We start from the raw sequence: 14,396 nt of genomic DNA, 5'->3' as shown, positions 1-14,396 counted from the left end.
TTTGGCTTTGACGCTTGGAGCGTAGAGCTTGATATTGCCGATGTAAACCTACCGGGCCAAGTTGGTGCGGCTACTACGTACTGGATTGGTCTATCTTTGGAGCCAACTGACGGAAGCAACACGTTCTGGGAATTCTCAAGTGCAGGTGTAATTGGTTTTGGACTTAGTTATAATGATGGCACAGGGTTTATAACTGAACCAGCCAATGAAGGTGTATATACCTTTGCGGGAACTTGTACCCCAATTGGAGGGGGCAGTACTTATGACGACTGCTCTGGTGCGATAGCACTTTCTTGTGGAGACAGTGTAACGGGCGAAACTTTGACAGCTACTGATTCTGGTGGAAATCCGGCTCCGGACGTATTTTATAAATTCACAGGAAGTGGTACTTCGCAATTAGTTACTATTTCACTTTGTGGAGGCGGAACTGATTTCGATTCAGTTCTTCGTGTGTTTGATGATTGTGACCTTCAAAACGAGCTTGCCTTCAATGATGATTCTTGCGGTCTTCAATCTGAAGTTACATTCGTTTCCGATGGAACATCTACCTATTATATCATGGTTGAAGGTTTTGGCAGTAATTCAGGTAACTTTAGTTTGGATGTAACCTGTGAGGAGCCTATAGCGAACGATGACTGTAGCGGCGCCATTGCCGTGAGTTGTGGTGATTCTATTACTGGGTCAACCGACGGAGCTACTATCGATAATGCCCCTACTTGTGGAACGCCAATAACGTCTCCCGGTGTTTGGTATAAATTAAACGATAACAGCGGATTGCCAGGTGATATAACTTTATCATTATGTAATGGAACGGATTTCGATTCTAAAATTTCAGTGTACAGTGGAACTTGTTCAGCCTTAGTTTGTGTGGACGGAAATGATGATGCTTGCGGCCTTCAATCTGAAGTAACCTTTGCGAGTGACGGAAACACAGAATACTATATTTTAATCCACAGTTTTGGTGGCGCAACAGGTAACTTTACCTTAGACGTTACTTGTTCTCCAACCCCACCACCGAATGATATGATTGTTAATTCAATTGATGTGGACGAGATTGGATTCCCTTACACTGATCCTTCTGTAGCAATGCCTGCGGCAACTACTGAAAACGGTAATCCTGTGAATTGTGACTTGACTGGTGCAAATGGTGTTTGGTACAATTTCGTACCGGCAGGCGATGGAACAGCTAACGCAACCATTGTAACCCCGGGTGGCGCAAGCTCTGTTACTTTCTACACAGCTCCAAATGAGAACGCAGTGGAAACAGATCTTACCTTGGTGCCACAGCAATCCAATCAGTGTGCACCTGGTACCTCTGCATCCATATTTACCTTGGGAGGTCAGGCATACTATGTGTTTGTTATGAATACAGGAGCGGTAACTGATATTGTGATAGATGGTACAAACCTTGGACTTTCTGATAATACCATTTCAGGGTTTAGCTTCTATCCGAATCCAACCAACGGTATTTTGAACTTAAACAGTGTTGACAACATTGAACAAGTATCAATGTATAACTTTTTAGGCCAATTAGTGATTGAAAGTAAGGTGAATTCTACAAGTTCACAAGTGGATATTACAGGCTTAAGTACCGGTACATATATAATGAAAGTTACCATTAATGGTGAAACTGGAACATATAAGGTGTTGAAACAATAATTATAGATTTTTTTCCATTAACAAAGCCGCTCATTTTGATGAGCGGCTTTTTATTTTCATAGAGAATAATTATTTCATTTTATTTGTTTTACATCATTTTTTGAATATCTTTAATGTATTCATCAAAATGAATTTATTACTAACAATTAAACGATAGATTATTATGAAAAAAACTACATTGTTAATTTTTATGGGTATTTGTGCTATCGGATTTAGCCAAAATAGAGCCACAAATGTGAGCGCGGACCACAATTCGCCGAATGTTCAACTTCCAGCGGCCTATTATAATGCCACAGGCACAGCGGTAGGTGAAACTACAGGATTAACTTCGACTATTGAAAGAGATGAGAATTTAAACATTCCTTTTACCGGCACATACTACTTCCGATCTCCTAATGCAGTGGTTTATGACAACGGTCCTTACTTCAACGTTGCAGGACCACCGGATATTAGTTTCTTGCAGGATGCCTCTCTGGGAATGAGTTTATATGGTTTCGGCGCACAATTTACAGCAGGAAATAGTATGGCAGATGATGTTGTGCTTACTGATTCGTATGACATTACGTCCATTGATGTATTCGCATATCAAACGGGGTCATCTGCTCCTTCAATAAACGCTTTATACCTTCAAGTCTGGGATGGAGATCCAAGTGGCGGCGGTGCAAGTGTTATTTGGGGAGATTTAACTACTGACATTCTTGATACAGCAACAGCAACCGATGCATTTAGACAATTGGAAAGTGCACCAGGCGATACTTCCAGAGAAATTCAACGAGTTACCGGTCTGACCACGGGATTGTCATTAACTCCGGGAACATATTGGATTGAATACACTTTTGAAGGTACTGGGGCATCCGGTCCATGGGCTCCACCAATTGTGATTACAGGTAATGCTACAACGGGTAATGCTCTTCAAAATCAATCTGGAGTTTGGATTATTGCTGAAGATGGAGGGTCATTTACTCCTCAAGGAATGCCTTTTGTAATGTACGGTGATCTTGTAGGTGGCGGTAATGCTTGTAACGAATCAAATTCTTCAAATGGTTTTGAAAATGGATATACATCGTCAGCCGATACCCCACAAATGATTGCGACTGATTTAACAGTGGCCATTAATGAGAATATGAGCCTGAATAAAGCAACTGTGAATTTTATAATGCCTGATGGCGATTCAATTGTTAGCGCCGATATCACAGTTTATGCGGATGATTTTGGAGGACTTCCAGATCCAGGAAACGTGATTGCAACGCAGACTGGTGTTGTTCCAAGTTCACAAACAGTATTGGGCGATTTTCCCGCTGCATCACAACTTGATGTAACTGAAGTAGTATTTGACTTAGCTCCAATACTTTTATCCGGACAAGCTGCTTTTCCAACTACTTATTGGGTAAGTATTTATGTTACAACTTCCGCTGGTACAGGAGGACCGGGCTATTGGGAAACTACCACTGCGAGTATCGTAGGTTATCCTTCAGTATATTCACCTGATGGTGGTGTTACGTGGTTAGTTGCTACAGGAACAGATGATTTGGTTTATAATTTTGAAGGTGATTGCAATCCATTGGGCGTTTCTGAGAATGCATTGGGTGGTTTTGCATATTATCCAAACCCAACTCAGGGAATTCTTTCCTTAAAATCTGTAAAGAACATCGATACTGTAGCTATTTATAACTTGATAGGTCAAGTTGTCTTAAGTGCCAAAATTGATGCAACAAATTCTAATTTGGATTTAAGTGGATTAACTTCTGGAAGCTATATTATGAAAGTTACCGTTGATGGCCAAATTGGAACCTATAAGGTCTTGAAAAATTAATACATTTTAATCATTATAAAAATCCATCCGCAAAAGCGGATGGATTTTCTGTTTTTTAACGATAAAATTTTTGGAGTCAATCTTTTTTGAATATCTTTAGACTCATAAATTGAAAATTTTAACCTTTTAATCAAAACTTATTATGAAAAAAATTACATTACTAATTACAGTATTTATTGGGTCCATTGGCTTAATGAATGCCCAAAATTCCTTTACGGGAACTAGCACGAGCCAGCAAACGCAAGTTTCCATTGAAAGTTTGATAACTCGACTTCAATCCATAGGAAATGTTGCGGGTGACGTGAATGATTACTTTTCTACGCAAGAGCAACGTATGTTGAATGTTCATTACAATGGAATTCAAAATTTAGCTCCTATGGTAATTACTCAAAGTAATTCCCAAACCATTGAAGCTGGAGCTGGTATTGCTTGTGCAGCTCACCCTATTGATTTTAGAAATAACAATTTCTATAGAGCTTTTGATTTAGCAGGAGATTTTGGTGTGGTTAATGGATTTGAAGTAACTGCAGTTGAGTTTGCCATTGATGCAATTACTACTCCTTCTGGATTTCCAATTACAATTAATATCTATTCAACTACCCCAGGATCATTTCCAGGTGGAACTTTAACTTTACAAGGAACAGCAGTACATACTGCTACAAATGCTGATGCATTAAGTATTGTAAATTTACCACTTTCAGCTATGATTCCTGCAGGAGAAGCTATGGTTATGGAAATGGTACTTGTTGATGACGGAACTGGAACTAATTATATGACAACTGGTGTTAATTCAGCTGGAGAAACTGGACCAAGCTATATTATGGCAACAGACTGTGGTGCAAATGTACCTACGCCATTTTTTGACTTAGGTTTAACTGTTGGAATGGTATGGAACGTTCTTGGTGACGATGAGCCAGGAGGAAGTGCAGACCCTGCTGAGGTTTTCGGTATAAACAATACAACAGCTAACTTAATTTCTTTTGATCCTGCTGATCCAACGGCATTAACTAACCTTGGTGTTTCTCCAGCTGTTGGCTTTGAAAACGCTGGCGCAATTGACCCAAACAATGACGGAACGGCTTATGTTCTTGACAACGGTGGTGCTTTCTATAGCGTAGATCTTGCTACAGGAGTTTACACTTCTCTTGGAAACATTGCTGCTCCAAATGGTGAAACTTGGGCTGGTGCAGAGTTTGATGCAAGTGGAACATTATATGCGCTTTCTACAAACATCGCAACTTCTACATTATCAACTATTGATATAGGTGCTGCCACTGCTACAACAATTGGTATGACTGGTATGGCCGGTGGTATTTCACTTATGATCGATGCAAATGGTGATGCTTACAGCCACGATATCGTTGATGATAATTTTTACTATGTTGATCTTGCAACAGGTACAGCGTCTATCATTGGATCATTAGGATTTGATGCTAACTTCGGTCAAGGTGGAACTTACATTAAGGGTGATCCTGGTTTTGTATATCTATCAGCTTTTGATGGTGGTGCATTCCAATCACAGTGGAGAAGAGTGGATGTTCTTACAGGTGCTTCAACCGTAATTGGTCTTTTCAGCGGTGGTGCTGACCAAGTAGCTTGGACTTCTGCAAGAGGTGAAATCTTAGGAGTTTCAGAAAATGCATTACAAGGATTTGCTTACTATCCAAACCCAACGAATGGTGCGCTTTCTTTGAAGTCTGTAAACAATATTGATTCTGTGGCTATCTACAATTTGTTAGGTCAGAGCGTATTGAATACTAAGGTAGGGGCTACAACTTCTAATTTGGATATTTCTGGTTTAACAACCGGAACCTATATTATGAAAGTTACTGTTGAAGGCCAAACTGGTACTTACAAAGTATTGAAAAACTAATTTTTCAAAATAAATTTAAAAGCCATCCACTTAAGTGGATGGCTTTTTTTATTTAATTAACTTTGTTCAATGCAACGGATGTACTCCTTTATAATTCCCGTTTATAACCGACCACAAGAAGTGTTGGAGCTTTTGGAAAGTTTTCTCAAATTGGATTTTCAACAACCTTTTGAAGTAGTAATCGTTGAAGATGGCTCTACCGATACGGCTGAAATAATTGTTGAAAAATTCAGAAAAAGCCTTTCTATATCTTATTTTTTTAAAACGAATACAGGTCCTGGTGATTCTCGAAATTTCGGAATGGAACGGGCCAGAGGAAATTATTTTATAATTCTGGATTCCGATTGTTTGTTGCCACCACATTATTTAAACACTGTAGATTCATATCTAAATAAAACATTTTATCATTGCTTTGGGGGTTCGGATGCGGCTCACGAAAGTTTTTCTGACTTACAGAAAGCTATAAACTATTCAATGACTTCATTTTTAACAACCGGTGGCATTCGCGGAAGTGAGAAGAGTGTGGTTCATTTTGAGCCCAGAAGCTTCAATATGGGAATTTCTAAAGAGGCTTTTACGGAAACTGGGGGTTTTGCCAAAATTCATCCAGGTGAAGATCCTGACCTTTCACAGCGTATCCTCAAAGCGGGTTTCAAAACCACTTTTATTCCAAATGCATATGTTTACCATAAAAGGCGAATCTCTTGGAAAAAATTTTATGTGCAAGTAAAAAAGTTCGGCCTCGCTAGGCCCATTCTAAACCAGTGGCATCCTTCCGCGGCAAAAATTACTTATTGGCTACCAACGCTATTCATTCTATTTGTTGTCGCTTCAGTTTTGTTCTCATTAATTTTCCACCCGATTTTTATAGTTTCACTTGCTTTATATATCATTTTAATTTTTGCTGACGCCTCTGTAAAAAATCGAAGTTTATTTATAGGAATACTGTCCGTGGCTGCTGTGTTCATTCAGTTTTTCGGTTATGGCTTAGCCTTTTTGAAGTCTTCATTTTTCATAACTATTTTGAAGAAAGATCCTCGGAAACAATTTCCCTCCTTATTTTTTAAGTAATTTTATTGAACATCAAATAAACAGTAATGTCAAAGGGATATTCAAAAAATAGTAAAAATGCCAAGATAAATCGGTTTCTGCTGTTCCTTTTATTGGCAACCAGTTTTTGGATTCTAACGAAGTTCAGTAGAGAGTTTACATCTTCAATGACCGCGAAAATTAAATATGAAAATATACCCGAAACTGCTGCGTTGGCTGATAACAATGCCAAGGAAATTACTTTTGATTTGACCGCAAACGGTTTCGAAATACTTTTTTATAAATTTAAGCAACCGACAATAACTGTTCCAGTTACGAAATATTATGCCAATGATAAAGGCCTGTTTACAATTTCAAGAAGCGAACTTTTGAGAATGGTCTCAGCTAATTTCAACAGAAATTTGGCCATAAAAAATCTTTCCATCGAGGAGTTGACGGTTCATTTGGACCCTATTGTTTTAAAACGGGTTCGAGTGGCTGCAAAAACAGACATCAAATTTAAAAATGGTTTTAAGGCGGTAGATAGCATAAGGCTTATTCCCGATTCCATAACCATATCTGGTCCTTCGGGTAGCCTGAAGAATATTAATGCGATTGAAACGGAATTGATTTCAATAAATAATGTAGAGAAAAATATTGCTGAAACGGTTAAGGTAGTAAGTCCGGGAAATGAAATAGTGTCAATCAAACCCAACAAAGTAGAGTTTCAATTGGTGGTGGCAGAATTCTCGCAGGGGCAATTTACCTTGCCTGTTGAGGTTATAAACCTTCCGCCGGATATGAACGTTAAAATGGTGCCGAACGCTGTGAGTGTTACCTTTGACGTTTCTGTAAATGATTTTGCTTCAATTTCAAAAGACTCCTTCCGCGTGGTCTGCGATTATTCCCAAAGAAATAAAGAGGAAAACTTTATGTTGCCCTATCTTGAGAAAAAGCCTCAGAATGTTTATAACGTCGTTTTTGAACCAAAAAAAATAGATTTTTTTATCTTAAAATAAGGCCTAAATCTTAAGAAATGAAAATAATTGGATTAACAGGTGGCATCGGCAGCGGGAAAACCACTGTGGCTAAATTTTTTTCAGATTTAGGCGTACCTGTTTACATTGCAGATATTGAAGCAAAAAAATTAACCGATTCTTCCCCGGAAATCCGCTATGAGTTAACTGCCTTACTGGGTGAAGAAACTTATGTTGGTCAAATTTTAAACAGAAAATTTGTTGCGGATAAAATCTTTAAGGATAAACTATTATTGGAGGCTGTAAATGGGATTATCCATCCCAGGGTTGCAGTGCATTTTCAAGATTGGGTGTCAAAACAAAACGCCTTATATGTAATAAAGGAAGCCGCCATTCTTTTTGAAAATGGTGGTTATAAAAATTGTGACTTGACAATTCTGGTTACAGCTCCAAAAAACACACGTTTGGCACGGGTTATGGCAAGGGACGCAGTTTCCGAAACAGAAATTGAACAACGCATGAACAGCCAATGGAGCGACGAAAAAAAAGCGACATTGGCGGATATCATCATTAAAAATATCGATTTACATGAAACCCAAAAACAGGTAATTTCAATCCATAATAAGTTTCTTCAAACCTTCAAATTTCAGTAATTCCCGACTTTTGTTAACATTTGGTTAAAGGGTAGAATCACTAAATGTTAAAATCTTATTTTTGGGGAATGAACAAAAAATTATTCGTACTGCTCATAGCACTAATGAGCCTCTCATTATTGGGGATAGTATTTGTTCAAGGATATTGGATATCAAATGCATACCGAACTAAAGCAGATCAATTTACGATTAACGCAAAACAAGTTCTTTTATCCGTGGCAAAGGATATAAAATTACGTGAGACTGAGGCTTATTATCAACTCTATATACCCTATGTAGACAGCATAAAAGTTCCCGATAATGTAAGTTTTACCGAATTGGCCTATAAATATCAGAATAAAGCCACTAATGAAACCTACATTTTTACCGATGGAATTTTAGAGCAGGACTATAAACTTTCCGCGGGATTGGTTGACACGGATGTTGATAGCATACAGTTCAAAAAACTTACGAATAGAAAAACCAAAACCCGTATTTCTAACGGACTTGACGGGATTACTATGGAAACGGGAGCAGTGTCCTTTTCCAGAATGAAGGATTATGAGCAGAAGCAGTTTGAAAGTTTTGTAAGTAATATTACAGCGCTCACGCCTATTTATAAAAGGGTGAGCCCCGAAGTTATTTCCAATTTAATCGACAGCGAATTAAAAGGAAGAGGATTGAATTCAAAGTTTGAATTTGCGGTATACAGCAACAATCTTGAAACTAAGGTGCGGTCAAAGAATTTTAAATACAATGAAGGAAGTACGTACGTAGTGCCACTTTTTGATACTGAAAATGATACAACCTACAAGCTATATGTAAATTTTTCGGAAAAAGAGAAATTGGTGCTAAACAGCATTTTGGGAATGGCAATACTATCGCTCGTTTTTACGGCAGTAATCATCCTGGCATATTCCAGCGCTATTTCACAAATCTATAAACAAAGACAGATTTCCCAAATTAAAAGTGATTTTATAAACAATATGACCCACGAGTTCAAAACCCCGATTGCAACCATAAACCTTGCGTTGGATTCCCTTAAAAATCCGAAGGTGAAGGACAATAAAGAATTTTTGGACCGATATCTGGCAATGATAAGGGAAGAGAACAAGCGCATGCATGCACAGGTGGAAAACGTATTGCAAATTTCTAAGCTCGAAAAGAATGAATTGGATTTACCCAAGGAAGGGGTAAGCCTACAAGAAGTAGTGGAGGAGGCAATATCGCACGTAAGTTTAATTGTGGAAAATAGGGGAGGATATATCAAAACACATTACGGCGCGCTGCAATCGGCAGTATTAGCGAACAAATCGCACCTTAGCAATGTAGTGGTTAATTTATTGGATAACGCAATAAAATATTCTGAAGATGCTCCTAAAATTGATATTTATTCAGAAAATGTAAAGAACAGCGTTATACTTAAAATACGCGACCAAGGAATGGGTATGAGCAAACCCGTCCAAAAAAGAATATTTGAAAAATTTTATCGCGAACATACCGGTGATATTCACAATGTAAAAGGCCACGGTCTGGGCCTTGCTTATGTCAAGCGAATCTTGGATGACCACGATGCCGAAATCTTCGTAGAGAGCGAAAAGGGAAAGGGCAGCACATTTATAATAAAACTACACTTAATATCTTAAAATTATGGAAACAGAAAACAAAAAAATCCTTCTTGTAGAAGATGATCCCAACTTTGGCACGGTGTTGAAAGACTACCTGGCCATGAACGATTACAACGTGACGCACGCAAAAAACGGAATGGAAGGTTTTGAAAAATTTAAAAAAGATGATTTCGATCTTTGTATTCTTGATGTAATGATGCCTTACAAAGATGGTTTTACCCTTGCCAAGGAAATTCGAGAAAAAAATGAAGATGTGCCAATCATTTTCCTTACAGCGAAAGCAATGAAAGAAGATGTAATGAAAGGCTACAAGGTTGGGGCGGATGATTACCTTAATAAGCCCTTTGACAGCGAAGTGCTGTTAATGAAAATTAAAGCCATCATTCAACGTAAGGCAACTGATTCCATTGCAGATAGCAAGCAATTCGAATTTCAAATTGGCAATTTCCATCTCAATTCCAAACTGAGATTTTTAACCTATAACAAAGAAACCCCAATAAAACTTTCCCCTAAGGAAAATGAATTGCTCCGTCTATTGGCACTTCATAAAAATGATTTGATGCCGAGGGAACTTGCCCTAACGAAAATTTGGCGCGATGATAACTATTTTACCTCGCGCAGTATGGACGTTTACATTGCAAAACTAAGAAAATACCTAAGTAAGGATGATGGCGTTGAAATTGTAAACATTCATGGAGAAGGTTTCCGTTTGGTTGTGAAGAACGAAGTGGAAAATTAGAGCTCCCAAGTTAAGATAAGTGTAAAAAAACGCCTTCAAAGGGCGTTTTTTTCTTTTATGAAATTTACAATGGTAGATTCATCCGTTTGGAAATTGAACCAATGTATAGCTTCGTTTTTTTTAAACCACGTTATCTGGCGTTTGGCATATCTTCTCGTGTTTTTTTTAATTTCTGAAATGGCTTCTTCTTTTGAAATTTTACCTTCAAAATAATCAAATGCTTCACGATACCCCACGGTTTGCAGCGCATTTGATTCCTTCTGTGGAAGCAGGCTTTCGGCTTCCTCAAATAATCCGGCCTCGACCATTTGATCCACCCTTTGGTTAATACGGGAATAAACTGCATCTCTTTCCGCTGTTAAACCTATGAAAAGGGTTTCGAATTCTCTCTTTGTCCCTTCTTTATTTAAAAAAGAGGAATACGGTTTACCGGTGGCACGGAAAACCTCCAGTGCCCTTATTAATCGGTGTGGATTTTGTTGGTCTACTTTCTCAAAATACACTGGATCTGCCAGTTGCAACTCAGTTTGTAGTACTTTGATCCCGTTTTGATTTAGCTCCTTGTTCAGTTTTTTTCTAGTTTCTGAAGCTATTTCTGGGAAATTGTCCAATCCTTTTATCACGGCATCAATGTAGAGGCCTGAGCCACCCACCATAATTGCGACGTTTCTTTTCTTAAAAAACTGGTTTAAAAATTGAATGCATTCTCTTTCAAAATCCCCAACGGAATAGGGTTGCGAAATACTTATATTGTGAATAAAATGATGCGGTATGGCTGCCAATTCCGATGGCGAAGGAACGGCGGTACCAATTGACATTTCTTTATAAAATTGGCGTGAATCAGCCGAAATTATTTCTGTGGAAAATTCTTGCGCAAGTTTTATGGCCAATGAGGTTTTGCCAATGGCCGTTGGGCCAACAACGCAAATTAGCAATGGTTTTTTAGAGGCCATTAGGTTTCAACATGATTATGCGGGTTTAATCTTTCCCCACATTTATGACAATACTTTGCATCATCCCGATGGCGTTGGGCGCCGCAATTGGGGCAGGCTTGCGTGTTAACGTGAACATAATCTTGGCCCAGCACGTCTTTTTTTTCCATTCTTCGCGAATATTCTGCACTAACTATTCCAGTCGGAACGGCTATAATGCCATAACCCAAAATCATTATTAGGGTTGCCAATAACTGACCCAACGGTGTTGTGGGTGCGATATCACCAAAACCCACTGTAGTTAACGTTACTATACACCAATAAACACTCACGGGAATACTGGTAAAACCATTTTCGGGACCTTCAATTATATACATTAATGTTCCGGCGATTACTGAAATTATCAATACGGCGAATAGGAAAACGAAAATTTTCGCCTTGCTGTTCATTAGTGCTTTTCGCAGTTTAGATGCTTCGCCAATGTAGCGCGTTATTTTCAAAATCCTGAACACTCGTAATAAACGAAGGGCTCTGACTGAAAGTAAAAAACTGCTTCCCGCAAAAATAAAAGATAGATAAAGAGGTATTGTGGATAGAAAATCTATAATTCCATAAAAACTAAAAATATACGCTCGCGGTTTTTTAACGGTAATTATTCTCGCAATATATTCAATAGTGAAGAAAATGGTTATAATCCATTCTCCTATATACAACAGTTTATGGTATTTTAGGTCGAATTCATGAACGCTTTCCAACATTACGAAGACGATGCTTAATAAAATTAGGATTAGCAGCGTTACGTCAAACAATTTTCCCATTGGCGTGTCCGCCTCATAAATAATTTCATGAAGGCGGTAGCGCCAGGATTTTTTATTGGATGGTTTCAAAGTATGGTTTTTGAATTACTAAAAATAAACAACTTCCTGCTATTTAACCGAATTTGCAGATAGGTTTACGATTTTAAGTCCTTTTTTCCGTTGCATATAATTCTGAATAATATGCTGGGCATTGCGACTGTCGCACATTGGGATGATAATGGATTTCAATATTTCCGGATTATTGATTTGATAGTTCAAATTATAAAAGCCAAAGCCCATAAATATTCCATTTTCGATATATATTGCTGAGCGTTCATCAATTACTCTGCCTCGATCTATGATTAGCAAATTTTGATTCTCAAAACTATTTTTTTCTAAAAATGCATTTACCCTATTGTTATATTCTGCCACAGATTCCTTCCCACAGCACGCGCCATAGCAGTCATTTAATTTAAGTCCAAAACATTCTTTGTCTGGCTCGGAAAGTCCGGTGAGCGTCTGGCATAGCTGGTTTTCCCCAGTAATGTTGAACAGCGCCGTTTTCGCCTGTTGATAATTGTTAAAGGTCATAATTGCCTTTTTGCGACCGTCTGCTTTTTCTAGTTTTAGATTAATGTAACCATAATTATCAACAAAGGTGGACAGTTGATGGGTATAAGGTATTTGGCGAAAACCTTTATTAAATAGTGGTTTGTTGTGTTTAATTTCCTCAGCTTCCTTAAGCAGCGCTATCAACTCGCTTCCCGTTTTTTCATAACTAACCGAAGTTACTTGGGATTGCAATCTTTTCGACCGCCGGTTATCATTTGTGAAATGTTGCATCAACCTTTTTCGAATATTTTTGCTCTTGCCAATATAGATTACGGTTCCCGCTTCATTATACATATAATAAACACCGGTTTCGGAAGGGGCGTTTTCAATAATATCGAAAAGTTTTGGTTCCAATTGTCGTTTTGGATCTTTTCGAAGAGTTTCTTTAATGATTTCCTTTGAAGTGTCCTTTGCCAACAATACTTTAAAAAGGGCCAAAGTTGCCTTGGCATCACCTTGCGCACGATGCCGATCGCTGAGTGGAATTCCAAGGGAACGAACCAACTTGCCAAGACTGTAGGATGGCATATCCGGGATTAATTTTTTGGCAAGCTCCACGGTACATAGAGATTCCATTTCGTAATTATAACCCAAGCGGTCAAATTCCGTAGAGAGAATTCTATTATCGAAAAGCGCATTGTGGGCCACTATAATGCAACCTTCAGTAATTTCAATTATTCGCTTGGCAACTTCGTAAAATTTAGGAGCGTGCCGAAGCATATCGTTATTAATTCCCGTTAGGTTAACAACAAAGGGTTGTATGGGTTTTTCAGGATTTATGAGGCTTGAAAATTGGTCCACAATATCGTGGCCATCAAATTTATAGATTGCAATTTCAGTTATGCCTTCTTCATTATATTTCCCTCCCGTAGTTTCTATGTCTAAAATTGCGTACACTTAATAGTTTTAATATTTATTATTCTTGTGGGTTCGTTTTACTTCTGTTTAAAAAATTTAAAATGGAAATTACATCTAAACTATAGCGAAAAATTATTGATAATTTCGTTCCCCAAAAATGGCGCTTCCCACGCGCACCATATTGCTGCCGTTTTTGATGGCTATTTCATAATCTCCGCTCATCCCCATACTCAATATTTTAAATAGATTCGATTCCCCGTTAATGATTGGATGGTTTCTAAATTCTTCAAAAATTTTCTTGAGTTTTTGAAATTCCTCGGAAAGTTGCTCTTCATTCTCCGTAAAGGATGCCATGCCCATTAAACCTACAATCTTAACGTTTGTAAGCTTTTTTACTTCTTCCGAAATGAGAAGATTATATGCCTCCATTTTTTCCATTCCAAATTTGCTTTCCTCTTCAGCAATTTTAATTTGAAGCAGACATTCAATGGTTCGTGCATTTTTTTTGGCCTCTTTATCTATTTCCTTCAAAAGTTTGAAGCTGTCCACTGCATGGATTAAACTCACGAAGGGCGCCATGAATTTCACTTTATTTCGTTGCACGTGGCCAATCATATGCCACTGGATGTCTTTCGGCATTTGCTGCCACTTGGCTTCCATTTCCTGGATTTTATTTTCGCCAAAAATTCTTTGTCCTGCATTATAGGCTTGCATCAATTCGTCCACCGGTTTGGTTTTGGAAACCGCAACTAACGTTACGTGTTTGGGCAATTTATTTTTGAAGCGCTGTATATTTTCGGCAATCATCATTTCATTTTCCATTGTACGGCATTTTGTTTTACGGCCT

12 protein-coding genes are annotated in these 14,396 nt (G+C 38.1%); 8 read left to right on the top strand and 4 right to left on the bottom strand.

Annotation, left to right across the window (positions count from 1 at the left end):
* From QRD02_RS05770 to QRD02_RS05735, 8 genes are all read left to right on the top strand, one after another.
* A partial coding sequence (locus QRD02_RS05770; protein WP_290253967.1) for a T9SS type A sorting domain-containing protein occupies window positions 1–1,659 on the top strand: 1,659 nt, incomplete at its 5' end.
* Window positions 1,660–1,822: 163 nt separating this feature from the next.
* Window positions 1,823–3,472, top strand: coding sequence for a T9SS type A sorting domain-containing protein (locus QRD02_RS05765; protein ID WP_290253966.1), 1,650 nt, complete (start codon window positions 1,823–1,825; stop codon window positions 3,470–3,472).
* A gap of 142 nt (window positions 3,473–3,614) precedes the next feature.
* A complete protein-coding gene (locus tag QRD02_RS05760; RefSeq protein WP_290253965.1) occupies window positions 3,615–5,345 on the top strand; it encodes a T9SS type A sorting domain-containing protein in 1,731 nt (576 codons plus the stop codon).
* 69 nt (window positions 5,346–5,414) lie between these two features.
* Window positions 5,415–6,416, top strand: coding sequence for a glycosyltransferase family 2 protein (locus QRD02_RS05755; protein WP_290253964.1), 1,002 nt, complete (start codon window positions 5,415–5,417; stop codon window positions 6,414–6,416).
* A gap of 26 nt (window positions 6,417–6,442) precedes the next feature.
* Window positions 6,443–7,393, top strand: a complete 951-nt coding sequence (locus QRD02_RS05750; RefSeq protein ID WP_290253963.1) for a CdaR family protein — start codon at window positions 6,443–6,445, stop codon at window positions 7,391–7,393.
* 17 nt (window positions 7,394–7,410) lie between these two features.
* A complete protein-coding gene (coaE, locus tag QRD02_RS05745) occupies window positions 7,411–8,004 on the top strand; it encodes a dephospho-CoA kinase (protein ID WP_290253962.1) in 594 nt (197 codons plus the stop codon).
* Between the two features lie 68 nt (window positions 8,005–8,072).
* On the top strand, window positions 8,073–9,629 hold the full coding sequence (locus QRD02_RS05740) for a sensor histidine kinase (RefSeq protein WP_290253961.1): 1,557 nt from the start codon (window positions 8,073–8,075) through the stop codon (window positions 9,627–9,629).
* Window positions 9,630–9,633: 4 nt separating this feature from the next.
* The gene (locus QRD02_RS05735; protein WP_272855326.1) at window positions 9,634–10,350 is read left to right on the top strand and encodes a response regulator transcription factor; all 717 of its coding nucleotides are present in this window, start codon (window positions 9,634–9,636) and stop codon (window positions 10,348–10,350) included.
* Window positions 10,351–10,385: 35 nt separating this feature from the next.
* On the opposite strand, the gene miaA is transcribed toward QRD02_RS05735, so the two are convergent.
* The 4 genes from miaA to QRD02_RS05715 form a co-directional block, all read right to left on the bottom strand.
* On the bottom strand, window positions 10,386–11,303 hold the full coding sequence (miaA, locus tag QRD02_RS05730) for a tRNA (adenosine(37)-N6)-dimethylallyltransferase MiaA (protein ID WP_290253960.1): 918 nt from the start codon (window positions 11,301–11,303) through the stop codon (window positions 10,386–10,388).
* Window positions 11,303–12,169: an ion transporter gene (locus QRD02_RS05725; RefSeq protein WP_290253959.1), complete on the bottom strand. Its 867-nt coding sequence runs from the start codon at window positions 12,167–12,169 to the stop codon at window positions 11,303–11,305. The genes miaA and QRD02_RS05725 overlap by 1 nt, the downstream gene beginning before the upstream one ends.
* Window positions 12,170–12,208: 39 nt before the next feature.
* Complete coding sequence (locus QRD02_RS05720) at window positions 12,209–13,588, bottom strand: exonuclease domain-containing protein (protein ID WP_290253958.1); 1,380 nt, start codon at window positions 13,586–13,588, stop codon at window positions 12,209–12,211.
* Between the two features lie 93 nt (window positions 13,589–13,681).
* On the bottom strand, window positions 13,682–14,359 hold the full coding sequence (locus tag QRD02_RS05715) for a YggS family pyridoxal phosphate-dependent enzyme (protein ID WP_290253979.1): 678 nt from the start codon (window positions 14,357–14,359) through the stop codon (window positions 13,682–13,684).
* Window positions 14,360–14,396 lie beyond the last annotated feature (37 nt).

The organism is Aequorivita aurantiaca (assembly GCF_030410135.1).
In the GTDB taxonomy this organism is placed as follows: Bacteria; Bacteroidota; Bacteroidia; order Flavobacteriales; family Flavobacteriaceae; genus Aequorivita; species Aequorivita aurantiaca.
Note: the sequence above shows the minus strand (reverse complement) of the source record. Positions and strands in the feature narration are given on the sequence as shown.